Origin of the sequence: Rhodococcus sp. NPDC127593, from assembly GCF_042671975.1 — a bacterium.
Lineage (GTDB): Bacteria > Actinomycetota > Actinomycetes > Mycobacteriales > Mycobacteriaceae > Rhodococcus_F.
Genome location: NZ_JBHXWI010000021.1, coordinates 101,726 through 126,700 on the forward strand (window position 1 = coordinate 101,726; position 24,975 = coordinate 126,700).

Annotated in this window: 25 protein-coding genes and 1 pseudogene; 18 read left to right on the forward strand and 8 right to left on the reverse strand. The window is 65.6% G+C overall.

The window, feature by feature from the left end; genetic code table 11:
- Positions 1–3: 3 nt before the first annotated feature.
- Entirely contained in the window at positions 4–1,008 is a 1,005-nt protein-coding gene (locus ACFVJ3_RS20865; RefSeq protein ID WP_378453872.1) for an NAD(P)-dependent alcohol dehydrogenase, read from the reverse strand.
- Positions 1,009–1,158: 150 nt separating this feature from the next.
- Between ACFVJ3_RS20865 and ACFVJ3_RS20870 the strand changes: the two genes are divergently transcribed.
- The 5 genes from ACFVJ3_RS20870 to ACFVJ3_RS20890 are packed head-to-tail and all read left to right on the forward strand — an operon-like array spanning position 1,159 to position 6,536.
- On the forward strand, positions 1,159–2,181 hold the full coding sequence (locus ACFVJ3_RS20870) for a sugar-binding transcriptional regulator (RefSeq protein WP_378453829.1): 1,023 nt from the start codon (positions 1,159–1,161) through the stop codon (positions 2,179–2,181).
- A 52-nt stretch (positions 2,182–2,233) separates the two neighbouring features.
- Positions 2,234–3,559: an ABC transporter substrate-binding protein gene (locus ACFVJ3_RS20875; protein WP_378453873.1), complete on the forward strand. Its 1,326-nt coding sequence runs from the start codon at positions 2,234–2,236 to the stop codon at positions 3,557–3,559.
- On the forward strand, positions 3,556–4,521 hold the full coding sequence (locus ACFVJ3_RS20880) for a carbohydrate ABC transporter permease (protein WP_378453830.1): 966 nt from the start codon (positions 3,556–3,558) through the stop codon (positions 4,519–4,521). Before ACFVJ3_RS20875 ends, ACFVJ3_RS20880 begins: the two co-directional genes overlap by 4 nt.
- Positions 4,521–5,399: a carbohydrate ABC transporter permease gene (locus tag ACFVJ3_RS20885; protein ID WP_378453831.1), complete on the forward strand. Its 879-nt coding sequence runs from the start codon at positions 4,521–4,523 to the stop codon at positions 5,397–5,399. Before ACFVJ3_RS20880 ends, ACFVJ3_RS20885 begins: the two co-directional genes overlap by 1 nt.
- Before the next feature lie 51 nt (positions 5,400–5,450).
- A complete protein-coding gene (locus ACFVJ3_RS20890) occupies positions 5,451–6,536 on the forward strand; it encodes an ABC transporter ATP-binding protein (protein WP_378453832.1) in 1,086 nt (361 codons plus the stop codon).
- Positions 6,537–6,646: 110 nt separating this feature from the next.
- Here the strand turns inward: ACFVJ3_RS20890 and ACFVJ3_RS20895 are convergent, their stop codons facing one another.
- Positions 6,647–7,039, reverse strand: a complete 393-nt coding sequence (locus tag ACFVJ3_RS20895; RefSeq protein ID WP_378453874.1) for an IclR family transcriptional regulator C-terminal domain-containing protein — start codon at positions 7,037–7,039, stop codon at positions 6,647–6,649.
- On the opposite strand from ACFVJ3_RS20895, the gene ACFVJ3_RS20900 reads away from it, so the two are divergent.
- The 3 genes and pseudogenes from ACFVJ3_RS20900 to ACFVJ3_RS20910 all read left to right on the forward strand — a co-directional run bounded on the left by ACFVJ3_RS20900 (position 6,989) and on the right by ACFVJ3_RS20910 (position 8,315).
- A complete protein-coding gene (locus ACFVJ3_RS20900) occupies positions 6,989–7,120 on the forward strand; it encodes a hypothetical protein (protein ID WP_378453877.1) in 132 nt (43 codons plus the stop codon). The two genes, ACFVJ3_RS20895 and ACFVJ3_RS20900, sit on opposite strands and share 51 nt — an antisense overlap.
- 98 nt (positions 7,121–7,218) lie before the next feature.
- A pseudogene (locus ACFVJ3_RS20905) lies at positions 7,219–7,722 on the forward strand (SDR family NAD(P)-dependent oxidoreductase); the annotation flags it as partial.
- Positions 7,695–8,315, forward strand: a complete 621-nt coding sequence (locus tag ACFVJ3_RS20910) for an enoyl-CoA hydratase-related protein (RefSeq protein ID WP_378453833.1) — start codon at positions 7,695–7,697, stop codon at positions 8,313–8,315. The pseudogene ACFVJ3_RS20905 and the gene ACFVJ3_RS20910, both read left to right, overlap by 28 nt.
- On the opposite strand, the gene ACFVJ3_RS20915 is transcribed toward ACFVJ3_RS20910, so the two are convergent.
- Positions 8,301–8,612 (reverse strand): putative quinol monooxygenase, encoded by a 312-nt coding sequence (locus tag ACFVJ3_RS20915; protein WP_378453834.1) that lies wholly within the window; start codon positions 8,610–8,612, stop codon positions 8,301–8,303. The two genes, ACFVJ3_RS20910 and ACFVJ3_RS20915, sit on opposite strands and share 15 nt — an antisense overlap.
- A gap of 36 nt (positions 8,613–8,648) precedes the next feature.
- Complete coding sequence (locus ACFVJ3_RS20920; protein ID WP_378453835.1) at positions 8,649–9,920, reverse strand: nitrate/nitrite transporter; 1,272 nt, start codon at positions 9,918–9,920, stop codon at positions 8,649–8,651.
- Between the two features lie 378 nt (positions 9,921–10,298).
- On the opposite strand from ACFVJ3_RS20920, the gene ACFVJ3_RS20925 reads away from it, so the two are divergent.
- From ACFVJ3_RS20925 to ACFVJ3_RS20970, 10 genes are all read left to right on the forward strand, one after another.
- A complete protein-coding gene (locus ACFVJ3_RS20925; protein WP_378453836.1) occupies positions 10,299–11,153 on the forward strand; it encodes a PaaX family transcriptional regulator C-terminal domain-containing protein in 855 nt (284 codons plus the stop codon).
- Between the two features lie 157 nt (positions 11,154–11,310).
- Positions 11,311–12,192, forward strand: coding sequence for a hotdog domain-containing protein (locus ACFVJ3_RS20930; protein WP_378453837.1), 882 nt, complete (start codon positions 11,311–11,313; stop codon positions 12,190–12,192).
- Positions 12,189–12,641 carry an acyl-CoA thioesterase gene (locus tag ACFVJ3_RS20935; protein ID WP_378453838.1) on the forward strand — a complete coding sequence of 151 codons (453 nt, stop codon included), beginning with the start codon at positions 12,189–12,191 and terminating at the stop codon, positions 12,639–12,641. Before ACFVJ3_RS20930 ends, ACFVJ3_RS20935 begins: the two co-directional genes overlap by 4 nt.
- Positions 12,642–12,711: 70 nt before the next feature.
- Positions 12,712–13,491 carry an IclR family transcriptional regulator gene (locus tag ACFVJ3_RS20940; protein WP_378453839.1) on the forward strand — a complete coding sequence of 260 codons (780 nt, stop codon included), beginning with the start codon at positions 12,712–12,714 and terminating at the stop codon, positions 13,489–13,491.
- Between the two features lie 219 nt (positions 13,492–13,710).
- The gene (locus tag ACFVJ3_RS20945) at positions 13,711–14,958 is read left to right on the forward strand and encodes a cytochrome P450 (RefSeq protein ID WP_378453840.1); all 1,248 of its coding nucleotides are present in this window, start codon (positions 13,711–13,713) and stop codon (positions 14,956–14,958) included.
- A 24-nt stretch (positions 14,959–14,982) separates the two neighbouring features.
- Positions 14,983–16,221, forward strand: coding sequence for an NAD(P)/FAD-dependent oxidoreductase (locus tag ACFVJ3_RS20950; protein ID WP_378453841.1), 1,239 nt, complete (start codon positions 14,983–14,985; stop codon positions 16,219–16,221).
- An 11-nt stretch (positions 16,222–16,232) separates the two neighbouring features.
- Positions 16,233–16,553, forward strand: coding sequence for a 2Fe-2S iron-sulfur cluster-binding protein (locus ACFVJ3_RS20955; protein ID WP_378453842.1), 321 nt, complete (start codon positions 16,233–16,235; stop codon positions 16,551–16,553).
- 78 nt (positions 16,554–16,631) lie between these two features.
- A complete protein-coding gene (locus ACFVJ3_RS20960) occupies positions 16,632–17,402 on the forward strand; it encodes an SDR family NAD(P)-dependent oxidoreductase (RefSeq protein ID WP_378453843.1) in 771 nt (256 codons plus the stop codon).
- A gap of 50 nt (positions 17,403–17,452) precedes the next feature.
- Positions 17,453–18,823 carry an MFS transporter gene (locus ACFVJ3_RS20965; protein ID WP_378453844.1) on the forward strand — a complete coding sequence of 457 codons (1,371 nt, stop codon included), beginning with the start codon at positions 17,453–17,455 and terminating at the stop codon, positions 18,821–18,823.
- Positions 18,823–20,229, forward strand: a complete 1,407-nt coding sequence (locus tag ACFVJ3_RS20970) for an aldehyde dehydrogenase family protein (protein WP_378453845.1) — start codon at positions 18,823–18,825, stop codon at positions 20,227–20,229. Before ACFVJ3_RS20965 ends, ACFVJ3_RS20970 begins: the two co-directional genes overlap by 1 nt.
- Before the next feature lie 69 nt (positions 20,230–20,298).
- Here the strand turns inward: ACFVJ3_RS20970 and ACFVJ3_RS20975 are convergent, their stop codons facing one another.
- The 4 genes from ACFVJ3_RS20975 to ACFVJ3_RS20990 all read right to left on the reverse strand — a co-directional run bounded on the left by ACFVJ3_RS20975 (position 20,299) and on the right by ACFVJ3_RS20990 (position 24,928).
- The gene (locus ACFVJ3_RS20975; RefSeq protein WP_378453846.1) at positions 20,299–21,420 is read right to left on the reverse strand and encodes a CaiB/BaiF CoA transferase family protein; all 1,122 of its coding nucleotides are present in this window, start codon (positions 21,418–21,420) and stop codon (positions 20,299–20,301) included.
- 28 nt (positions 21,421–21,448) lie between these two features.
- Positions 21,449–23,101, reverse strand: a complete 1,653-nt coding sequence (locus ACFVJ3_RS20980) for a class I adenylate-forming enzyme family protein (RefSeq protein WP_378453847.1) — start codon at positions 23,099–23,101, stop codon at positions 21,449–21,451.
- Positions 23,102–23,152: 51 nt separating this feature from the next.
- Positions 23,153–24,019, reverse strand: coding sequence for an enoyl-CoA hydratase-related protein (locus tag ACFVJ3_RS20985; protein ID WP_378453848.1), 867 nt, complete (start codon positions 24,017–24,019; stop codon positions 23,153–23,155).
- A gap of 114 nt (positions 24,020–24,133) precedes the next feature.
- Positions 24,134–24,928: a FadR/GntR family transcriptional regulator gene (locus ACFVJ3_RS20990; protein WP_378453849.1), complete on the reverse strand. Its 795-nt coding sequence runs from the start codon at positions 24,926–24,928 to the stop codon at positions 24,134–24,136.
- Between the last annotated feature and the right edge of the window lie 47 nt (positions 24,929–24,975).

Sequence of the window (24,975 nt, forward strand, 5' to 3'; positions counted from 1 at the left end):
TCCTCATTCCTGGACGCGTACGACGGCCTTGAGGCTGCCCGGCGTCCGGTCTGCGTTCAGTGCTTGCTCCGCTTCGGCGAGCGGAAATCTTCCGGTGACCATCGAATCGAGGTCGACCCGCCCCGACCGCGCGAGGGCGATCGCCGTCGGCCAGGTGTTGGCGTAGCGGAATACCCCGGTGAGCACCAACTCTCGGTTCTGGATGGTCTGGACGGGCAGTGTCATCTCGGGGGCGCCCATGCCCACCAGAACCACGGATCCCGCCGGCCGGACGGCCTGGATCCCCGCCAGTACCGCACTCGGGGCGCCGGACGCGTCGACGAACGCGTCCACATGCAGTCCCGCGACGTCCTGCTCGCGCGGGTCGAGCACCGCGGTGGCGCCGAATTTTGTTGCGACGTCGCGTCGCCGGGGATCGAGGTCCGAGACGACCACTTCGGTGGCGCCGAACGCGAGGGTGGTCTGCACCAGTGCGATTCCGATCGGTCCCGCGCCCGCGATCAGAACGCGGGATCCGGCGGTCACTCCGGCTTTGCGGGTGGTGGCGATGGCCACGGACAGCGGCTCGCACAACGCGGCCGCGTCCTCGGACATCTCGTCCGGAATTTCGTGGGCGAACGCCGAGCCAATGGTCACGTATTCGGCCAGCGCCCCGTCGATCGGCGGGGTGGCATAGAACTGCATGTGCGGGCACAGGTTGTAGAGACCGCGCCGGGATTCGTCGGTGTCCGGGTCGGGGCGCTGCGGTTCGATGGAGACTCGCTGCCCGATACGGGCTGCCGGGATCCCGGCTCCGACACCCACGACGGTGCCCGACGCTTCGTGGCCCAGCACGATCGGCTGGTCGACCACGAACTCGCCGATGCGGCCCTCGCGGTAGTAGTGGGCGTCGGATCCGCAGACGCCTACCGAGGCGATTCGGACCAGGACGTCGCCTGGGCCGGGAGTGGGCACTTGGCGTTCCCGGATCTCGATCACGCCCGGCTCGACGAGCACGCTGGCACGCATCGTCCTGGGGATATCCGAAGGGAGTGTTGTGTGGGTCACACTTCGATGCTAGCGTATTGAGCAGATGAACGCATAGTGATCATTTGCTCACGGTTTCTCGAGGCTCCGAAGACACACTCGACGGGCTCGGGATCATGGCGAGGAGAACCAGTGACGTCCCCCAACTCGACGGCCCCGACGCCGTCTCTCATCGCGGCACCACCGCAGTCCACGACGGAGGATCTGCGCCTCGCGTTGCGCGCTGCAACTTTGTACTACCTCGACGGAATGACCCAGGCCGAGGTCGCCACGCGACTCGGTGTCTCCCGCCCGACCGCGGGCCGGCTGGTGGCGCGAGCCCGCGCCCAGGGCCTGGTGCGCATCGAGGTGCAGGCACCCGCGCATCTGCGGGATGCACTGCGCTCGGACGAGGAGCGCGCGCTCGAGGAGAAGTACGGACTCGTCGAGGCGGTGGTAGTCGCCGATTCCGTCGACGCCGCCGGTGCGATCGACGACCACAACAGCTTCGCCGGTGTCGGGCGGGCCGCCGCGTCGCTGCTGGTTCGCCGGATACGGGGAAGCGACACCCTCGGATTCACGTGGGGGCCGGAGACGGTCGCCGTCGCGCAGGGCCTGCCGTCCGGGGCGGCCACGTGCGCGTCCGTCGTCCAGCTCGACGGCTCGGTGAGTGCGATCAACTATCAGACCGGAACGGAGTACGTCCTGGGTAGATGCGCGGAGCAGCTGCAGGCCAATACAGTTCGGCTTCCCGTTCCCCTGTACGCGGACGCGTCGACCGTGGTATCCATGCGGGGCGACTCCGTCATCTCCAAGGCGCTCGAGGCGGGCCGGGCTGCGGAGATGATGATGTTCGGTACGGGCGCCGTCTCCACGTCGACCACGTTGTTCGAGGGCAGCTTCATCGACACGGACATGTTGTCCGTGCTCACCGGCCTCGGTGCGGTCGGCGAAGTCGGTGGACGCTTCTACCGGCTCGACGGAACCGAGGTCGCCGGACCACTGGACGAACGGGCCATGTCCGTTCCTCTCGACGACATCCGCGCGTGCGAGGGATCGATCCTCGTCACCGGTGGCGTCGCCAAACACCAAGCGGCACTGGGTGCCCTCCACGGCGGACTGGCCAAGATGCTGGTCTGCGACATCGAATGCGCGCGTTGGCTGCTCGATCAGTAGCACCACGCAAGAGAGGTGAAGATCGGTGAAGAATCACAGGAAACCGGCGACGATGCTGGTAGCGGGGGCAGGAGCACTCTGCCTCACGCTCAGCGGATGCGCAGGCGCCGGATCGCTGGGCGCGTCAGACCAGACCATCACCATCGCGATGGTCTCCAACTCACAGATGCAAGATGCCCAGAAGCTCGCCTCGCAGTTCGAGGAAGAGAATCCCGACATCGACCTGAAGTTCGTCACGCTGTCGGAGAACCAGGCGCGCGCGAAGATCACGGCGTCCACCGCAACCGGTGGCGGCGAGTTCGACGTCGTGATGATCAGTAACTACGAGACTCCGCAATGGGCCAAGTACGGCTGGCTGAAGAATCTGTCGGAGTACGCCGAGGCCACGGAGGGCTACGACGAGGCCGACTTCATCCCCACCCTGCGCGAGTCGCTGTCCTACGAGGGGAACATGTACTCGGTGCCGTTCTACGGCGAGTCCTCGTTCCTGATGTACCGCAAGGACCTGTTCGAGCAGGCCGGAATCACCCTGCCGGAGAAGCCGACCTGGACCGAGGTCGCCGCAGCGGCAAAGCAACTCGACTCCGAGGACATGGCCGGCATCTGCCTGCGTGGCAAGCCGGGCTGGGGTGAATTGCTCGCACCCCTCGACACGGTCATCAACACGTTCGGTGGCCGCTGGTTCGACGAGGACTGGAACGCTCAGCTGACCAGCCCGGAGGTGGAACGCGCGGTGCAGTTCTACGTCGACCTGGTGCGCGAGTACGGCGAGCCGGGCGCCGCGACGAGCGGTTTCGGTGAGTGCGCCACGCAGCTGGCTCAGGGGCAGGTGGCGATGTGGTACGACTCGACGTCCGCTGTCTCCACGCTCGAGGATCCGGCGTCGAGCGCCGTCGTCGGAAAGATCGGCTACGCCCCCGCGCCGATCGAGGTGAAGGACAACTCCGGCTGGCTGTACAGCTGGTCGCTCGGAATTCCCGAGAGCAGCGAGAACCCCGATGCGGCATGGAAGTTCATTTCGTGGATGACCGACAAGCAATACATACGCACGGTCGGTGAGGATCTGGGCTGGGAGCGGGTGCCTCCGGGCAGCCGGCTGTCGACCTACGAGATTCCCGAGTACAAGGAGGCCTCGGCGGCCTACGGTCCGCTGACGCTCGAGGCGATCGAGAACGCGACACCGGAGGCGCCCACCGTGCAACCGGTTCCGTACACCGGCGTGCAATTCCTGGCGATCCCGGAATTCCAGGATCTCGGAACCCGCGTCAGCCAGCAGATCAGCGCGGCGATCGCAGGCCAGCAGACCGTGCCCGAGGCGCTCGCCCAGGCACAGCAGTACGCCGAGGTGGTCGGCGCGACCTATCGGGAGGAACGATGACAACCATCGCCGAGAAGCCCACCGCGGACGGCACCGCCGACCGGGTGCGGGAACTGCGGGAGGCCAAGGACGACAGCGTCTCCCGCGCCGAGGGATGGCGTCGCCGGGGGCCGTTGCTGCCCGCTCTGATCTTCATGATCGTGGTGACCCAGATCCCGTTCCTGTTCACGCTGTACTACTCGACGCAGTCCTGGAACCTGGTGCGCCCGGGCTCCCAGGCGTTCGTCGGACTGCAGAACTACGTGGACGTGTTCCAGGACAGCCAGTTCCGTGAGGTCGCGGTCAACACCGTGATCCTGATCGTCGGCACCGTGCTGATCTCGGTGGTGCTCGGGTTGTTGCTCGCACTGCTGCTCGACCGCGCCTTCCTGGGCCGTGGCATCGTACGAACCCTCCTCATCACGCCGTTCCTGGTGACACCCGTCGCCGGTGCACTGCTGTGGAAGACCACGATGTTCGACCCGGTGTTCGGCATCGTCAACTTCGTCCTCTCCCCGTTCGGGGTGGGACAGGTCGACTGGGTCAGTAAGTTCCCGCTCGCCGCGGTCATGGTGAACCTGATCTGGCAGTGGACCCCGTTCATGATGCTGCTGATCCTGGCCGGTCTGCAGTCGATGCCGCGCGACATCCTCGAGGCGGCACGGGTGGACGGCGCCAGGCCGTTCGCGATGTTCCGCGAACTGACCCTCCCGCATCTGCGCCGGTTCATCGAACTCGGCGCGGTGCTGGGCGCGATCTACCTGATCAACACGTTCGACGCCATCTACATGATGACCCAGGGCGGACCGGGCACCGCCAGTGCCAACCTCCCCTTCTACATCTATCAGCGCGCATTCCTCGGTTTCGACATCGGGCAGGCTGCCGCGATGGGCGTCATCGTCGTGATCGCGACCATCGTCGTCGCGACCCTGGCGCTGCGCCTGATCTTCAAGAGCTTTACCGGTAACGAGGAGGCAGCGTAATGAGTACCGACACTGCGGCGGCGCCGGTGGAGTCCACCCCCACCGCGCCGGAGACGAAACGGGCGCGCAAGCACCGCAAGTTCAGCCCGTGGAGTGTGGTGGCGTGGATCGTGGCGCTCGGCTTCTTCTTCCCCGTGGCCTGGATGGTGCTGACCGCGTTCAAGCAGGAGGGCGACGCGTACACGACCCCGCCGAAGCTGTTCTTCACGCCCACGCTGGACCAGTTCAAGGCAGTCCTCGACAGCGGAATCGGCACGGCACTGCTGAATTCGGCGTTCGCGACCGCCATGTCGACGATCCTGGTGCTGGTGCTCGGTGTGCCGGCGGCGTTCGCGCTGTCGCTGCGGCCGGTCCGCAAGACGAAGGACGCCCTGTTCTTCTTCATCAGCACGAAGATGCTCCCGATCGTCGCCGCGATCATCCCGCTGTACGTGATCGTCAACGACATCGGCCTGCTCGACAACATCTGGGCGCTGATCATCCTGTACACGGCGATGAACCTCCCCATCGCGGTGTGGATGATGCGCTCGTTCTTCCTCGAGGTCCCCGGTGAACTGCTCGAGGCCGCGAGCATGGACGGCGCGAGCATCTGGACGTCGGTGCGCGAGGTGATCCTTCCGCTCGTGTCACCCGGCATCGCGGCCACCGCGCTGATCTGCGTGATCTTCTCGTGGAACGAATTCTTCTTCGCGGTCAACCTCACCGCTGTTCAGGCGCAGACCATTCCGGTGTTCCTCGTCGGATTCATCACCGGTGAGGGCCTGTACTGGGCCCGGCTGTCGGCAGCGGCGACGCTGGCGGCGCTCCCGGTCATCCTGGCCGGCTGGGTCGCACAGAACAAGCTGGTCCGCGGCCTTTCCTTCGGCGCGATCAAATGATCACCCCGGCAACCACTTCCCCCGACTTCGGTACCCACAAGAGGAGCAATCATGGCTGACATCGCGTACAAGGGCGCATCCTGCATCTACGAGAACGCCGACACGCTGGCGGTCGATTCGCTCGACCTCGACATCGAAGACGGCGAGTTCATCGTCCTCGTGGGTCCGTCCGGTTCCGGTAAGAGCACGGCCCTGCGGATGCTCGCCGGCCTCGAGGACATCGACGAGGGCACCATCGAGATCGGCGGCAAGGACATGGTGGGTGTGCCGTCGAAGGACCGCGACATCGCTATGGTGTTCCAGAACTACGCCCTCTACCCCAACAAGACGGTGGGCGAGAACATGGGCTTCGCGCTGAAGATGCGCGGGGTCGGTGTGGAGGAACGCAAGAAGAAGGTGGCCGACGCGGCCAAACTCCTCGACCTCACCGACTACCTCGACCGCAAGCCGGGCAAGCTGTCCGGCGGTCAGCGCCAGCGCGTCGCGATGGGTCGAGCGATCGTGCGTGAGCCGCAGGTGTTCTGCATGGACGAGCCGCTGTCGAACCTCGACGCCAAGCTTCGCGTCCAGACCCGCACGCAGATCGCCGCGTTGCAGCGCCGGCTCGGCACCACCACCGTGTACGTCACCCACGACCAGGTCGAGGCGATGACCATGGGTGACCGGGTAGCCGTCCTCAAGAACGGTAAGCTGCAGCAGTTCTCGGCGCCGACAGAGCTGTACGACCGGCCCACCAACGCCTTCGTCGCCGGCTTCATCGGTTCGCCCGCGATGAACCTGATGACCATGCCCATCGTCAGCGACGGTGTGCGCCTCGGGAACTCGACGCTGGCGCTCGAGCGCGACCAGCTGTCGGCGCTGCACGCCGCCGGACTGGAGACCGTCACGGTCGGTGTGCGTCCCGAGCAGCTGGAGTTGTCGACCGGGGAGGGCGGCATCGAGGTGATCGTGGACCTGGTCGAGGAACTCGGGAGTGAATCCTACGTCCACACCCACATCGCCGGTGACGGTACGCAACTGACCGCCCGCTCACTGACCCGCACCCCCGCGCGGCTGGCCGACACGGTTTCCCTGCGCAAGCGGGACGGAGCGGTGCACCTGTTCCACCCGGAGACGGGGGAGCGGATCGGGGACTGACTCCGAGTTTCGGATTCGCCGTGCGGGCGGGGAAGCAGGGCTTCCGCGCCCGCACGGCGGTGTCGCGCCTCGACGAGAACCTCCGGTCGGTTCGAAAATCCCCCCGCGGGTCAGTAGGGGCCGGCCAGGGTTCGGCTGATTCCAGCGGCGGCGGTGCGCATTGCCGCCAACTGGGACTGGGGGCTTTCGTCACGACTGCGATACACGATGCTGAGGGAAGCGACAACCTCGTGCTTTCGGCCGAAGACGGGGACGGCAACTCCCGTCCACCCCGGCCTGCCGTATCCGTCCGCGTAGACGAAATGTCGTTGCCGGACGTCGGCAAGGAGTCGGCGAAGCTGGTCCGGGTTGGTCACGGTCTTGTCTGTGAGCCGCTCGAGGGGCCGGGACAACACTTCGTTTTGGCACTCCTGTGATGCGAAGGCGAGGAGGACCAGTCCGGACGATGACTCGTGCAGAAGGTGGCGTTCAGCGATGCGTCCGGCTTCCAGCGTCGTCTCGATCTGTTCCTCGCCGGCGACGGATCCCGCTTCATGACCGGCCAGACGATCTGTGTGAACGGGGGAGTCAGCATGGCGAGATAACACATCCCACAAGGACAAAGCATTGCTGATTTCGCACGACACAGGACAAGAAGAAATGGGCATTCTCGATGGGAAGGTAGCCCTGTTTAACGGGCGCCAGCCGAGGTATCGGAGCCACCATCGCCGAGGAGTTCGCGCGGGAAGGCGCCTCGGTGATCGTGACCGCGCGTTCGAGTTCCGCGCAACCGGGCAAGCTCCCTGGAACACTGGAGGAGACCGCCGAGACCATCCACGCGGCGGGTGGTGACTCGCTGTCGATCGTCGCAGACTTGACGAATCCGGAAGACCGGGAGCGCATCATGCGCGACAGCGTGCGCCGTTTCGGCAAGGTGGACATCCTGGTCAACAACGCCGCTGTCACGTTCTTCCAGCCCGGCGCCGACCTCGCGCTGCGCCGACTCCAGTTGATGTTCGACATCCAGGTTCAGGCCCCCATGCACCTGAGCCAACTCGCACTCCCCGGGATGCGCGAGAGAGGTGAGGGCTGGATGCTCAACATCACCTCGAGCGAGTACGCCATCCCGAGATTCCCCCGTCGCGATTCAACGCCAAGGGAACAACTACCGGCTACGGGATGGTCAAGGCCGCCCTCGAGAGGATGACGACGGGCTTTGCCGCCGAGAATCTCCGGCACGGCATCACGGTCAACGCCCTGCGGCCGTCCAGGTTGGTGGCGACGCCCGGGCCGGTGTTCCATGGCGTCCTCCAGGCGGACGACCCCGCAGCCGACCTCAGGTTCGCCGCCGAAGGAATCAAATTCACGACGTCGACGCCTCGTCTCGGACTGCCCGCGGAGTACGGCCTGTCCTGGATCCTCCCCCGCATCGTCGGCCTGACACACGCCGCCGACATTCTGTACACCGGACGAATCGTCTACTCGGAAGAACTCGGGAAGATGGGCTTCCTCAACGGGTTGTTCCCGCGTGAATACTTCATGGACGAGGTCTACAAGGTGGCCCGAATGGTTGCGACCCAGGTTTCTCCCGCCTCGGTCACCTCTGCGAAGCGGCAGATGTACGCGGACCTTTTGCACCTCGCACCCCGTCGATCGATCGACGGCTCGAAGGACCTCATCGGCCACTTCATGCGTCAGGGCGATTTCAAAGAGGGTATCGCCGCCTACAACGAGGGGCGATCGCCGCGGTTCGGTGACCCCGCAATCGGCGAAAAAGTCGCTGCCTCAGGTGTTTCGTGACTGAACGTCTTCCCACGTCTGGTAGGTCGTGAATTCGCGTTCCGCCAACCGAGGCAGGGCGTCGTTCGCGCCGAAGGTCTTCGCGTGAGCGGACTCGACGTGGCGGCGGAACGCGTCCTCGTTGACGTACTGCTCGTAGAAAAAGAACTTGTGGTCGTCGTGGGGGTCGCGGTGGGCTTGATACAGGATGACCCCCTCCTCGGCGCGAGTCGGCGGAATCAGCTTGTCGATCGCAGCGGCGACAGCAGAGGCCTCACCAGGCTTGGCAGTCCACTTCACGGTGACGACGTAGGGCATTTTGGTCTGTTCCCTTCTTGCTGCACGGGTGCTCGGTCAACTCTTGGCGTCGATGACGACGGACACCGAGCTCGGTCGTTCGTCGACGAAGTACAACGCGACCATTGCCACGATAGGCCCGGCTGCGAGTGTCGCGAACGCCGCGAGAAACGACTTGCCGGATGCTGCGAACACGGCGCCGACCGTGATGGGGACGAGCACGCTGCCGATGTTCCAGAATGCGTTGGTGACGCCCGCTGACGAGCCGACGACGTGGCTGGAGACGAGTCGCGGGATCAGTGCCACGAGCAGGGGCAGGTAGCAGTACGCGGACAGCCCGAGGAAGGGTGCGGCGAGCAAGAATCCGATTGGTGTACTGAGCATTCCGAAGGCGAGCAGTGTGATGGCGAAGCATCCGAGGACGATCATGGCGGGAACCCGCCGGGCACCATTGAAACGGTCGGAGATGATGCCGATGAGGGGTTTGCCGAACACACCGAGCGCGGCGAAGAGTGCCACGATGAACCCCGCGGTCGAGGGAGTCACGGAGTGGCCCTTGATCATCAGGGTGTTCGACCAGGTGATGAATCCGTAGGTTCCCCAGCATCCGCCGAAGCCTGCGACTGCGACGAGCATGAGATTGCGGTTGCGCAGGATCGTCATAATCACCGCGCCGGTGGACCCAGAATCGGTTGCTGCGGCCCGCACATCCACGGGGCCGGATCGGAGCAGGAACCAGCACACCACGCCGGCAACGACCGAAAGGGCACCGAAGAGGTGGTAGGAGGTTGTCCAGGCGAAGTGTTCGATCAGCATGGGAACGGTGGAATTCGCTACTACGACGCCGATCGACGTCGCGGACAGGAATATGCCCATGGCCTTACCGAGCTCGTCGGGACGAAACCAGCTGGTGATGAGTTTGACGCCGGCCGCGTAATCGGCGCCGGCGAAGAGTCCGACCACCGCCTGTACCGCGATGCCGACGGTTGCCGAGGATGTCGACCCGAAGATCATCATGAAGATTCCGGCGCCGACCAGGGACGTGGTGACGATCGTGCGCCCACCAAGCCGGTCACTCAGAAAGCCGTTGCCGGCATTCGACAGGACATACCCGACGTAGTACGCAGTTGCGAAAGATCCGAGGCTCGCCAACGGCACTCCGAGGTCCTCGCCGACGAACACCGAGGCGGGCCCCCACGTCGAGCGGTCGACCGACGTCAGGACCAGGGCCAGCCAGCACAGACCGAGGACGACCCACCGATACCGCGAGATCGCTGTCGAGGCGCCGGTCAATCGTTCAGCCATGTCGAGGGAGGTATCGCTTTTCACGGCGTTGATCCTTTCGGGACTGTCGAACCGGACTCGGCTCGGATACGGGAATCGATGCGGCGGGTCAGTGGATGCCGGCGCGTGCAGGGCCGTGACCGGACTCCGCTAGTTGTGTGAGTCACAGTAGGCCTGGAAAGTGAAATGGTCAACAATGAACTTGCGAAGCGCAAAGAATTCGTAGCATGTCGGCATTCGGCTGCGACACGGCGTCGGATGGTGACTGACAGCCGCCATGTCGTCGGGAGGTCGAACGGTTTGTAGATTGGGATCGGTAGGCGCCCACTCGTCGGGCCCGTCGAGACGGGCTCGGCCCGACGAGTGCGGGATGCGTGGGAAGGTGAGATACGACCGACGTCGACATCCAGTATCCGCAATCGCGTGCGGCGACCCTCGAGATCGCCGGAGGTACTCGCCCCGTTCGGCATTGGATCGGCCGGTGCGAGGTCCGCTCTCCTCACCATCCTCGGTGAGTTCGTCCGTCCCCGAGGGCACGCGGTCTGGACCTCGACGTTACTGCGGGCGCTCGCGGAAATCGGCGTGGAGCAGAAGGCGGCGCGACAGGCCATCTCACGGATGGCGCAGGAGGGTCTGCTGGTGTCCGAGCGTTCGGGCCGGCGGGTACGTTGGTCCCTGACCGAGGCGGGCGCCACGCTGCTTCGCGACGGCGCCGACAGAATCTATGGCTTTCTCCGCGCAGACCGGGAATGGGACGAGCGCTGGCTGGTCGTCACGGTCGCCGTTCCGGAGGCTCAGCGCAGTCTGCGGCATCGCCTGCGGACGCAACTCGCGTGGCTCGGTATGGGATCGCCGTCGCCGGGTCTCTGGGTAATTCCCGACGCGGGCAAGGAAGCCGCTGTCTTGGCTGTCCTCGAAGAACTGGGCCTGCGTGCCAAAGTATTTGCCTGGGTCGGAACGTGGGTTCCGGTCGATGATGTCCGGACCCTCATTTCTGCGGCGTGGGATCTCGACGAGCTGGCGGAGAAGTACCGTCACTTCACCGATTGGACCACGGAGATGGCACCGCTGACGTCGACCGAGGCCTTCGTCGCTCAGGTGGAGCTCGTGCACGAGTGGCGCCGCTTCCCGTTTCTGGATCCCGACCTGCCTGCGTCGCTCCTGCCCTCCGATTGGCCTGCGGTGCGCGCGGTGGACGCGTTCGACGCGAGCCACAAGCGCTGGCACGACACCGCGCAGGCCCAGTGGGACGTGTGGGCTGAGCAGGAAGGCGGCTGATTCGCGCGCTCTCCGAGAGTAACGGTCGACACTCGGGAAAAGTCTACAGGAAATTTGACTATCGCCAGAAATGTGTTGACTATTGAGGTGCGCCCTGGAGAGCGCGTCGTGTGGCGGGTCGAATCTGTCGAGTCTCAGCTTCTGAAAGGAGCCGGAAGTGGCACCGTTGTCCGTGAGTGCGCGTGGTTCCGAGATCGGTCGTCACCGCGCTCGCCACCCGGCCGAGGTGCTCACCGGTTGCCGTGTGACGGCCCGCGGCGACGACTGGGCCACGGCCGCGATGGTCCTTCCCCGCTTCGCCACGGGGCTGGACGTTCCGCTCGGGTGGTTGGGTGTGGCGGCGGACTCCGCGGCAGCCCAATCGCTCGGCGGCCTGTTTGCGCAGGGGCTCGACGTGCGCACGGTCGACCTGCGCCTCGATGCCGTCGGCCCGGTGCCCTCGCCCGGAACCGTGGTGACAGCGCGAGGGGATCTGATCTCGTCGGATCACCGAACCGGGTTGAGCCGTATCCGGATTCACGGACCCGACGACGCCGACATCGCCGTGGGAACCGCACGCTTCATCGTCGTTCCCGGACCGCCGCCCTCGACGCCCTCGACCCCGACAATGACGGGCTCGGCATCGGCTACCGGTGGTGTCCCGTTACTGCCGTCCCTCGACGAGATCTTCGGCATCACGGACACCGCCCGGCACGAAAATTCCTCGGTGCTGACCGCCGAACTCGACCCGGCGCTGTGCAACAGGCACGGAGTGGTGCACGGTGGACTGCACGTCAGCCTGATCGACCACGCGATGCGCGCGCTGGTCGGACATTCCGGAACCCACGGAGATCCGGGGGCTCCGGAACTGCTCGACCTCACGCTGGCATACCAGCGGCCCCTTGCGCCGGGAGTCGACGGCACGGTTCTGCTGTGTGCCACGGTCGAACGCCGGGGTCGACGGATCACCACAGTGAACGCCACGCTGCAGACCTCGACCGGCCGGGTCCTGACCTCGGCGCAAGGCACCTTCTTGTCCGCTACGGAGGATCGGCCATGACACACGACACCGATACGCAGTTCCCGCCACGATCGGCGACGATGTCCACTCTGGTGGAATGGTCCGACACCGATGCCGCAGGGCATCACCACAATTCATCGATCTTGCGGTGGGTGGAAGCGTGCGAGGTGCGGTTGTACCGCCAGTTGGGTCTGCTGGAGCATTTTCCGAGCATGCCCAGAGTCCAGCAAGTGGTGAACTACACGTCGAAGCTCTGGTTCGGCCAGGAGGTCACCACGACGGTCCGCATTCAAGCGGTCGGGCGAACCTCGATCACCTTCGAATTCGACGTCTACGGAGAAGAATTCGACGGCGCGGCCCGAGTTCGGGCCGCGCACGGGGCGTTCACCTCCGTGCATGTTCTCCCCGCCGAAACCCGTGCGACGCCCTGGCCGGACGACATTCTCGAGCTGGTGGACCCACATCGGGTCTCGCCGGTCGCCGTGTGACCAACACGGGCCGAACCTGAGGGGACACGCACTAGACTGCACGTGTATCGGTCGGAGAGGTGTTGCGATCATGCCGGACAGCGGTGGAGACTCGGTGATCGGACGTGTGGTGCGTTTGCTCAGTGCATTCGACCGCAATTCGCGCTCACTTCCGCTCACGACGCTCGCCAATCGTGCCGACCTTCCCCTCACGACGACGCACCGGTTGGTAAACGAGCTGGTCAAACACGGTTTACTCGAACGCGCTCCCAACAAGGAGATCAGCATCGGGTTGCGTCTGTGGGAAATTTCCGCGCGCGGCTCGCATACGATGACGTTGCGTGAGGCGGCGCTGCCGTTCATGGAGGACCTTCAGACGATCCTGCGCCAGCACGTCAGTCTGGCGGTCTTGGACGCCGGATCGGTGTTGTTTCTCGAACGTCTGGCGAGTCCCGACTCGACGCTCGATGCCGGCCGGATGGCCGAACGATACCCCTTGCATGGATGTTCGACCGGGCTTGTACTGCTGGCCTTTTCGCCTCCGGACTACCAGGGCAAGGTTCTGTCCGGGCCACTGGACAAGCTCACCGACCGCACCGTCACCGACCCGGTACTACTCCGTCGAATCCTGGCCGAGGTGCGTCAGCAACGCTTCTCCTACGCGGCAGGTTTCGGGATCGAGCGGTGGTCCGGACTTGCCGTGCCCATCATCGGCGAGCACGGTGCGGTGATCGCGGCGCTGAACGTGGTCTACCCACGGGGTGAGGAGAACGTGTTGACGGCAATCCCTGCCATGCAGACTGTCGCCACCAGTATCGCGCGCGCCGTCGCAGGCACCCCGGTTGCACGCGACGGTAACCGCAGCTCATAACACATTCTTGTACTAATTCTTCCGCCTAGCGGAAGTGCTATTTGTGGCGCGCTTCACTCCTGGGAATCTTAAATGCAGCAGAGCACAGAAACCGGAGCGAGAACAGGATCCACTCCCTCCCCGACGGCCAACTCCGTCGAGTGCTCACACCCAGACCGGACGCCGAGCGCTATCGATCCGGTGCCCCGTGTCCACGCCAGCTTCCACGAAAGGACGCCGATGTCTACCGTCACCGAGTCCACCGCGATCTTGCCTCCCTACTCCCACGAGTTGAATTGGCGGACAGACCTTCCCGCGTTCAAAGTGATCGACGAGAACGGCAGTCAAGGTGTGCCGTATGCGCACTACGCGTGGATGCGTGAGCATGCCCCGGTGCTCCGCGCACAGACGCCCGGCGAGGACGTCTGGTTCGTCAGCCGGTACCAAGACGTGCGCAAAGCTCTGCGCGCACCCAAGGTCTTCTCCTCCCAGGTGACCGAGCCGGTGCCGCTGACGTTCCTGACCCTGTTCGATGCGCCCAACCACACCCGCCTCCGGCAGGTGGTCGCCCGCGCCTTCACCCCGAAATCGGTGGCCATGGTCGAAGACCGCGTCCGCGAGAATGCCGCCCGGTATCTCGACGAGATGATCGCGGCCGGCGGCGGCGAGGTGGCGACGTCCTACTCGATGCCGCTGAGCATGTCGACCATCAGTGCCATCCTCGACGTTCCGGCCGCGGATATCGACAAGATGAAGTTCTGGTCGGACGAGATGTTCACGTACTTCGCACGCGTCGCGCGGAATGCGCCGGGATCGGGCGAGGACGAGAAGAACACCATGGAGTTCTTCGACTATCTCCAGGAGAACCTCGAGCGCCTCTACCGCGAGGACAGCGAGGCCGTCGGCGGTCACATCGCGCGGATGTGGAAAGAAGGACTGCTCTCCGACAAGGAGGCCCGCGAACTGTGCGGGTTCATGTTCGTTGCCGGCCACGACACCACCACACTGTTGATGACGATGGCCTTCCAGGAATTCGCACACCATCCGGATCTCCTGGGGCGGATCCGCACCAACCCGGACGAGGCCGACAAATTCGTCGAGGAACTTGCCCGTTTCCGCGGTTCGGTTCACCGCACCGTGCGACGCACCAAGGACGACGTCGAGATCGCCGGAACCATCATTCCGAAGGGTGCGGTCGTTCGGCTGCTCATCGCATCGGCCAACCGTGACGAGACGAAGTTCCCCGGCGCGCACGAGTTCGACATGGACCGGGACACCGAAGGGCACTTCGGGTTCGGATACGGCATCCACAGCTGCATCGGTTCGCCCCTCGCGCGCCTCGAGTTGCGGGTGACGACCAAACTCCTGTCGGCTCGGCTCGAGGCGATAGCGATCGATCCCGACCACGCGATCGAGTACATGCACGGCAACAATCTCACCGTCGGACCCGAGCGCATGCGCGTCCTGCTGCGTGCCGTGGGTGCCTGACCGGACCGCACGAGAGGCAGCACAATGTCCATACCCATCGTTGTCGTCGGCGCCGGGCACGCCGGTGTCCACACCACCTCGCGCCTGGTCGAACTCGGATACCGTGGCGAGCTGATCCTGATCGACGAGGAAGACGGTCTCCCCTACGAGCGGCCGCCTCTCTCGAAGGACGTGCTCGCCAGTGCGGAATCACATGAGCCGCCCGTGCTCCGGAAACAGGACTACTACGAGAACAAGGGAATCCGGCGAATCGCTGGGTCCGCGGTGACCGCTGTCGATCGATCCGCCCGGGAAGTCTGCCTTGCCGACGGATCCGCGATTCCCTACCACCGTCTCATCCTCGCCGCCGGGTCGCGGGCACGGACACTCGACGTTCCGGGCGCGGCACTCCCCGGCGTGCAGGTCTTGAAGACCCGCGCGGACGGCCACAACCTGAAGTCGATGCTGCGCCCCGGCGTGCGGTTCGTGATCGTCGGTGCCGGATACATCGGGATGGAAGTCGCAGCGGCGGCGGTGAAATCCGGCTGCAGCGCAACCGTACTCGAATACCAGAATCGATCGATGAGCCGCGTCACCTCGGAAGACGTGAGTCACTACTTCGAGGACCTCCATGTCGCGGAGGGAGTACGGTTCGCCTTCGGTAGCTCCCTCGCAAGGATCGAGGGGTCGGACCGGGTCGAAGGCATTGTCACCAGCGCCGGAGAGGCGATCCCCGCAGACGTCGTCGTGGTGGGAATCGGCGTGCTACCCAACCAGGAACTCGCCGAGGCGGCCGGACTCGACTGTTCCGACGGAATCGTCGTCGACGAGCACGCCCGCACCTCCGATCCCGAGATCTACGCCGTCGGCGACGTCACCCGCTTCACCTGCCCCCGGGAAGGTGTCAGCATGCGCCTCGAATGCGTTCAGAACGCAATGGCGCAGGCAGACAGCGCCGCTCGCCACATACTGGGTCTCGACGCCGCGGCCACGGAGGTGCCGTGGTTCTGGACCGTCCAACACGGTGTCCGACTGCAAACCGCCGGGGTGCGCTCGCCGGAAGACCAGATAGTTCGGCGCGGCGATCCTGCCGACGGCAAGTTCGCGGTTCTCTACCTGCGCGACGGTCGTCTGGCCGCACTGGACACGATCAATGCGCTCGGCGACTTCGCCGCGGGAAAGAAGCTCATCGCCGCCGGCGCCCGGCTCGATCCCGTACTCGCGGCAGACCGAGCGGTGAAGCTGGCGACCACCCGAACCGACGCTCTCGCTACATCACGTTAGGAATTCACGACATGTCCAACAACATCACCGTCATCGACCGTGCGGGATCACCCAGCCAGGTGGAGTGGGAACCCGAACAGACCCTCATGGAAGCTCTGCGGGACAATGATTTTCCACTCCTTGCTTCCTGCGGCGGAACCGCGTCCTGCGCCACCTGCCATGTGTACCTGGAATCGCAGGTCGTCGCGGGACTCGGCGAGCGCTCCGAAGACGAGATCGAACTCCTCGAGGAAGCGGAAGGATTCGACGCGGAGACGTCACGACTGTCCTGCCAGATCGCGCACGCGCAGTCGCTCGACGGAATCACCGTGACGCTTGCACCGGAGGAATGACCGGATCGGGGAAGGCCGACCGGCCCATCCGTGCGAAACGAACAACCGTGCGAAACGAACAACTTTGAGGAGATGACGATGAGACTGCAAGGCAAGCGCGTGGTCGTGACCGCGGCCGCGTCGGGAATGGGCCGAGCCGGGTGCGAACTGTTCGCGCAGGAAGGCGCCCGGATCGCGGCAGTCGACCGGGACGAGGTTCGGTTGAAGGAGGTGGTCGACGGAATCAACACGGCGGGCGGTAACGCACAGGGATTCGTCGCCGATCTGTCCGACGCCGACATCGCGGGGACCGTCGCCGACGACGCGATCGCATGGCTCGGCGGAATCGACGTCCTGTGGAGCCATGCGGGAATGCCCGCTCCCGGCGACGTGGAAACACTCGACCTCGACGAATTCCGTACCGCCACGGACGTGAACCTCACGCAGTCGACGGTGATCGCGGCACGTGCGATCACGCACATGCGACAGCAGGGGAGCGGCTCGATCATCTTCACTGCATCCACCTCCGGACTCGTCGGGTCTGCACTCAGCCCGATCTACTCCGCCCTGAAGGCGAGCATCATCGGTCTGGCCAAGGGATTGGCCGTGCGTTACGCGACCGACGGTGTCCGCGTGAACGCACTGTGCCCGGGGCCGGTGGCGACCCCGATGCTGTACAACGACTTCATGAAGGTCGATGCACGATTCTCCCAGGAAGAGAACGAGAAGCGTGTCGTCGCCGGTGTCCCACTCGGCCGCGCAGGTCAGCCCCGCGAGATCGCGGACGCCGCGCTGTGGCTGGCCTCGGACGAGTCGTCCTTCGTCACTGGGATCGCGCTGCCCGTCGACGGCGGCCTGACCGCACGATAGTCCGGCTGCGCCGTTCACTCTCCTCATTTCCCACTTCGATCGGACGATGTATGAGCACACTCGACGCTCCTGCGCACACGAGCGCTCCGGACAAGATCACCAAGGTCACCCGGGCCGGCGCGATCGGCAACTTCATCGAGTTCTACGACTTCACCCTGTACGGGTTCTTCGCAGTCACCATCGCCACGCTGTTCTTCCCGCAGTTCGACAGCGTGGCGGCTCTGCTCTCGACGTTCGCCCTGTTCGGCGTCGCGTTCGTGATTCGTCCGATCGGAGCGGTCGTCTTCGGACACGTCGGCGACCGCTGGGGACGCAAGCGCGCCTTGATGATCGCGGTTCTTCTGATGAGCGGGGCCACCGCGGCCATCGGCGTGCTGCCGACCTATGCGGCGGTCGGTGTGGCAGCACCGACACTCTTGCTCGTGTGCCGACTGCTACAGGGCTTCTCGGCGGGCGGGGAGCAGAGCGGAGCGTTCGTTCTCGTGGTCGAGCAGTCCGCGATCGGCGAACGCGGCAAGAACGCCTCCAAACTCGTGGTGTCGATCGTTGCGGGGGTCTGCTGCGCCGCCCTGGTCGTCCTGGTCGTCTCGGCCCTGACGACCGACCAGCAGATGGCCCAGTGGGGCTGGCGTCTGCCGTTCCTCCTGTCGGCCCCGCTCGGCGTCCTCGGCTTCTACCTCCGCATGAGCATCGAGGATTCACACGACTTCACCGCCGCCCGAGCGAACTCCGAGCCGGGAACGCCCGCGCCTCTCGCGCAGGCCTTCCGCACGGTTCGCCGCCAGATGTGCACCCTCCTCGGATGGGTCGCCATGCAATCCGTCGCCGGCTACATCCTGGTCGGATTCATGATGTCCTACCTCGTGAAGTTTCAGAATTACCCGATGTCGACGGCCCTGACGATCGTCGTCGTCGGACACCTCGTGGGGATCGGGCTGATCTTCGGCATCGGTCGGTGGGCAGACCGCATCCAACGCAAGACGTTGGCCGTGTCACTCGCCGCGGCCCTGGCGATCGCGGTGGTGCCGGCCTTCATTCTCCTGCGGCACGGCGTCGTCGCCGCGACGATCGGAATCTCCCTGTACGCCACCACCGCGTACTCCCTGCTGATCGTGTCGGCACTGGCAGTCGTCGAACTCTTTCCCGTCGAGGTTCGGTACTCGGCCAGCGCACTCCCGTTCCAGATCAGCTACGCGGTGTTCGGCGGTGCCGCACCATTCGTCTCCACCTGGCTGGTCGCGGAGGTCTCCACCATCGCACCCGCATACGCACTCGTGCTCTTCGGGATTCTCGGAATTGTCGTCGCGGCGATCGCCATTCCGAACCTGCCGCCCCGGCCGGACGACGGCGCCGATGGAACTGCGGCCGACTGCGAACCCGGTGCGGGCACAACCATTCACGCCAATCAGAGGAACCTTTGATGAACGACTTCGCACTGCTGATCGACGGCGCTCTCGTGCCGGGCTCCACGGAGCTTCCGGTCATCGACCCCGCCACCGAGCAGACCTTCAGCACGGTCCCTGCCGCCTCGCCCGAGCAGCTGGACCGGGCCGTGGCCGCGGCCGGAGCCGCACACCCGAGCTGGGCAGCTACCCCGGTCGACGAGCGGCGGCGGATCGTGTCGCAGATCGCCGACACCATCGCACAGCACCGTCAGGAACTAGCCGGCATCCTCGTCCGCGAACAGGGAAAACCGCTCGCCGCCGCGTTCGGGGAGGTCGACACAGCGGTCGAGTACATTCGCTACTTCGCCGGCCTCACCCTCGAACCGGAAGTGATCGACGACAGCGAACTGCGCCGCGTCGAGATCCACCGCGTTCCGGTGGGCGTGATCGGCATCATCGTGCCGTGGAATTTTCCCCTGCTCCTCCTGGCGTTCAAGCTCCCCGCCGCCCTGCTGGCCGGTAACACGATGGTCGTCAAACCCGCCCCGACGACCCCCGCGGCCACCCTCCACCTCGGTCGGCTCATCGCAGGCATCGTCCCCGCCGGTGTGGTGAACATCGTCTCGGGTGGCCCCGAGCTCGGCCCGCACCTCTCGGCGCATCCGGGACTGCAGAAGGTCAGCTTGACCGGCTCGACGGAAACGGGCAAGAAGGTCATGGCTGCGGCGGCGGAGCGCCTGACCCGGGTGACCCTCGAGCTCGGCGGCAACGACCCGGCGATCGTCCTGCCGGATGTCGACGTCGAGGAGGTCGCCGAGAAGGTCTTTCACGCCGCCTTCGGCAACAGTGGGCAGATCTGTCGCGCGATCAAGCGGATCTACGTGCACGCGGACATCTATGACCGATTCTGTGACGCTCTTGCAGCGCGTGCGGCAAACGCGATCGTCGGCAACGGCATGGAATCGGGAACACAGTTAGGGCCGGTCCAGAACCAGGCCCAGTTCAACCGCATCAAGGAAATCCTCGCGGACGCGGAGTCCGCCGGAAAGGTCATGCCCGGCGGAGGGGTCGTCGACGGTCCCGGCTACTTCGTGCGACCGACGATCGTCCGGGATGTCGACGAGTCGTCACGTCTGGTCGTCGAGGAACAATTCGGCCCCGTGGTCCCGGTGATGCCCTACACCGATATCGATGACGTCGTGACCCGCGCCAACGACAGCGAATTCGGCTTGGCCGCGTCGGTCTGGTCGACGGACATCGACGCCGCCACCGCGATTGCTCACCGAATCTCGGCGGGAACCGTGTGGGTGAACAAGCACAGCGATCGGACACCGGACGTACCCATCGCCGGCGCCAAGCAGTCCGGCATCGGTACCGAGCTCGGTGTCCTCGGGTTGCTCGAGTACACCCAGATCAAAGTGATCAACGTAGCGCGCCGGTAGTTATCCGACGCTGAGTGCTCGTCCGGTCAGGGACTGACGTCCTGGCCGGACGAGCTCGTTTCGGCGTGGCTACCGCACATCCCACGACGCGAGCACGCTGCGGGAATCATGGTCGCCCGGAGTGCACGGCGGTGTGATCGCGGCCGCGGGCGTTCGCGAGAACCGCGGCGCCGGAGCGGGCTGGCGGATTCCGGCGACGTCGACATATGTTCCGCGCGCGCGTAGGTGATCGTCGTCGAGGGATTCGGTGAGAGACAGAACGGGCTCGACGCAGGCGTCGGTGCCTCGGAACAGGGTGGTCCATTCGTCTCGGGTACGAGTGCGGAACCGTGCCGCGATGCGGTCGCGAAGTTCGGGCCATGCTGACCTGTCCCGCCGAGACGGCAGTTCCTCATCCGGCGCGAGAATCTCGACGAAAGCGTCGTAGAACTGCGGTTCGATCGCACCGACAGCCATGTGCTTGCCGTCGGCGGTCTCGTAGACCGAATAGAACGGGGTACCGCCGTCCATCAGGTTGGACCGCCGCCGGTCCGTCCACCTGCCGGCGTCGAGCATCCCGTACAGCAGAGTGCCCATGTGGGCGGCGCCGTCGACGATCGCGCCGTCGACGACCTGTCCCCGGCCGCTGCGCCGGGCCTCGGTTACGGCCGCGAGAATGCCGATCACGAGATACAGTGCACCACCACCGAAGTCGCCGACGAGAGCGAGAGGGATCTGAGGGCATTCCTCACCGCCGATGGCGTGGAGGAGCCCGGTCCCCGCCAGGTATCCGACATCGTGGCCGGCGGTCGCTGCCTTCGGGCCCTCCTGGCCCCAGCCGGTCATCCGGGCATAGACGATCCGCGGATTGACGGCGTGCAGGTCGTCGGGGCCGATGCCGAGCCGCTCGGCAACACCGGGACGCGAGGATTCGATCACCACGTCGGCACGGCCCGCGAGTTCCTTCAGGGTTCTACGGTCGGCGTCGTCCTTCACATCCAGGCAGATCGATCGTTTCCCGCGGTGGAGGATCTGCGACCCGTCCCGCGGCGGGCGGCCGCGCGATGCCGGTCGCTCGATGCGTACGACGTCGGCGCCGAGATCGGCGAGAGTCATTGCCGCGAAGGGCGCCGGTCCCATACCCCCGAGCTCGAGGACTCGGAGGCCGGCGAGGGGGCCGGTCGACCCGGCGTCTGGGGGAGGGGTCGTCATGGGGAGCGCCGATCTGTCGGATGGGCTGTCAGTTGTCGTTATCGATCAGGTCGGTGGCACCGCGTTCGAGCCACATGGCCTCCACATTGCGGCGGATCACCTTCCCGGACGCGCTGGTGGGAAGCATGTCGTTGCGCAACCACCAGCGGGTGGGGATTTGGAAGCGGCCGAGCGTTGTGGCTGCGTGTGCGCGCAAGTCGTCGGTGCTGACCGGCATGCCGCGCCGGATGGTGACGGCGGCCGCGACCTGTTCGCCGAGCTCCTCGTGCGGCAGGGCCACGACGATTGCTTCGGCGACAGCGGGATGGGTGGTCAGGGCCGCGGCCACGTACGCGCACGAAATGTTCTCTCCGCCGCGGATGATGATGTCCTTCGACCGGCCGCTCAGGTAGAGGTGGCCGTCGGCGTCGACGCGACCGAGATCACCGGTGTGCAGCCACCCGTCGGCGTCGACGAGCGATTCCAGGTCGGGGTCGACGTACCCACTCATCAGGCCGGGGCAGTTGACGAGAATCTCGCCGTTACCGTCGGCGTCCGGGGTCGCGATCGTCACCTCGATCGGCGGCAGCAGTTTGCCGACGCAGCCCGGGCGCTCGGAGATCTCACGGGATGTACCCATGGCGAGGAGGCCACCGGCCTCGGTCAGCCCGTACATCGACCCGGCACCGCCACCCTTGAGGTTCGGGAACCGCTCCTGAACGGTGCGCCGGAATGCCGGGGTCGACGCGGACCCGCCGAGGGGGATCGACCGGACACTGGACGTGTCTGCAGCGACGAAGTTTTCGTGTTCCATGACACGAGTGACCATGGCGGGCACAGCACCCCAGGTCGTCACCTGCTCTTGCTCGATGAGGCGGAGGACCTCCGCTGGATTGAACCGGCCGTCCTGGTACACCAACCGTGCCCCGGTGACCAGTGCGGCGGTCATGACCTGCACGCCGGCGAGGTGGAACAGCGGCACGGTCACCATGTTGACACTGGCGGAGCCGTCGCGGTCGAGTTCGCCGGGCAGCCGGTGGGTCGCCAGAAGGAGGTTGTGGATGTTGCCGACGACCGAGCGCTGGGACAGCAGCACACCCTTGGCCGCTCCGGTACTGCCGGAGGTGAACAAGACCAGGGCCGGGTCGTCCTCGGCCACCTCGGGCAGGGGTAGCTCGGGTGCGCAGTCGCCGTGCAGCATCGGGGCGAGGTCGGTGACGCTGACCCCGGTGATCCCGGCGGGAACACGGTCTTCGGTGTCGTCGTCGTGGACGATCAGGACCGGGCGGACGGTGTCGAGGGCACCTTCGAGTTCGGCGGCGCTCCACCAGGCGTTGCACAGGTCCACCACGGCGCCGAGGCAGTGCGCGGCCCAGAACGCCATCGTGCATTCCGCGTGATTGCGGGCGAACAGGGCGACGTGATCGCCCGCGCCCACGCCCAGCGTCCGGAAGTGTTCGGCGATCCGCGCGACCGCGCGTTCGTGCTCGGCGAAGGTCAGCCGGCGCTCACCTTGCACGACGTGGACCCTATCGCCCCAGTGCCGGGCGTCGAGCAACAGCTGCGCGACGGCGGTGCGCCGGTGGCGGTAGACACGACAGGTACGGCCCCGCACGATCGCGTCCGTGGTGTCGCGGCTCCACCGGAAGCCGTCCGCGGCGGGGCCGGTGTGTTCGTCAACTGTGGTCGAGGGTGTGTTCATCAGGTGTGGTCCGTTTCTTGCGGTCGCTCGCGGTGGATCGGGGAGGGGTGCTCATGCGGGAGGTGCGGGCAGCGTTTCGGGGGCGGGCGCCGCGAATTGCGGGGCGCGCCGTTCGGCCATGGCTGCCACGCCTTCCTTGAAGTCGGGCTGCTGCATGAACTGCTCGATGAGGTCTTTCGAATCCTCCACTGCAGTGCCGACATTCGAGTGGAGAAGCTCGGCGTAGATCTGGCGTTTGGCGCCGGTCGCGGAGGCCGGGGACACCTGGGTGGCGATGTAGTCGGCGACCTCGTAGACCTTGTCGAGGAAGTGCTCGTCCCGGGGATGTACGCCGTTCAGGAAACCCATGCGAAGGAGTTCTTCGGAGCGCAGGATGCGTCCGGTGATGAGGATGTCGGCGGTGTTCGCCAATCCGACGATGCGGGGCAGCAGCCAGGCCAGTCCGTACTCGGCGGGCAGTCCCAGGCGCGGGGTCGCGGTGGTGAACTTGGCGCCCTCCACGGCGTAGCGGAGGTCGCAGTAACCGGCCAGGGCGACCGCGATACCGGCGCACGGTCCGTTGATGGCGGCGATCAGCGGGACGCGCAGCCCCCACATCCACACCAGGTCGTGGTCGAACTGGGGATTCACCCCGTGGCCGGGGCGTGCGAAGTCGGGCTTGTTGACGGTGTCGGCATACTTTTCGTCGGTCTCGGTGTAGAAGTCGAGTGCCTTGGTATCGGCGCCGACACAGAACTGATTACCGCCGCCGGTGAGGACCACAGCCCGAACGGCGGGATCCGCATCGAGGGTTGCCATGGTCCAGCGGAGCTCAGCATTCATGCGGGACGTCCAGGAGTTGCCGCGGCCAGGGCGGTCGAGCCACACCGTGGCGACACCATTCTCGCGGATTTCGTAGCGGGTGACCTTCAGATCCATGGTGATTCCCTCTCGTGGTGCGAATGATCGATCCACGGCCCGGCATGGTGAAGGCGTGCCAGGTCCGCCCACGTCGCGAGGACGCCGGCCAGGTCGGGAGCGATCAGACGTGTCTTATTCTTCGGCGTCGGCGAGCCACATACGGTGGACCCGACGGGTGTTCTGAACGAGCTCGGCCACCGCGGCGTCGGCGTCGCGACGTCGAATGTGCTCGAGCAAGGTGCGCGGGCTGCGCAGGGCATCACCGGTCGGTACCTCGGCACCGAAGCGCAGGGTGAACTCGGTGAGCAGATCCATCAGCGAGCGCATCATCGTCGCGATGATCGGATTCTGAGTGGCTTCGCCGATGAGGCAATGAAATTCGATGATCACCTCCGTCTTGCCGTTCCAGTCTTCCCGGGCGGCGAGGTCGTCGGCCTTGTGGAGCAGATCCTCCATTCGCGCGAGATCGTCGTCGGTGCGTCGTGCGCAGGCTGTCGTGACCGCAACGGTCTCGATTTGCTCACGTGCCTCGGTCAGATCCGACAGCGAGTATCGCGTCAGGAGGAGATTGTCGGACAACGCCCTCGAGATGCTGACGGGGTCGGTGGGGGCGATGAACGCGCCGCCGGTAGCTCCCTTCTTGATGGTCACGACGCCCGTGACTTCGAGCATCCGAATGGCTTCGCGCACGGTGTTGCGGCTGACCTCGAATTGGGCGGCGAGAGTGCGCTCGGAGGGCAGACGGCTTCCGGGTGGCAGCTTGCCTTGCCGAACCTGGGCCCGCACCTGATCGATGATCTCGTCGAAGGCGCGGCGGGGCCGGGCCGGGCGGAACTGGATGTCGGCGGGTTCGGTCATGGTGCCAATCATTCCCGGTTTCGACGCGTCGGCTCCGCTCCGGTGCCCTTTCGCTACCAGTGCGGTCATGCGCTCTTACCTCCGATTTCATTGGTTGAGCCATTGAAACCCCATCA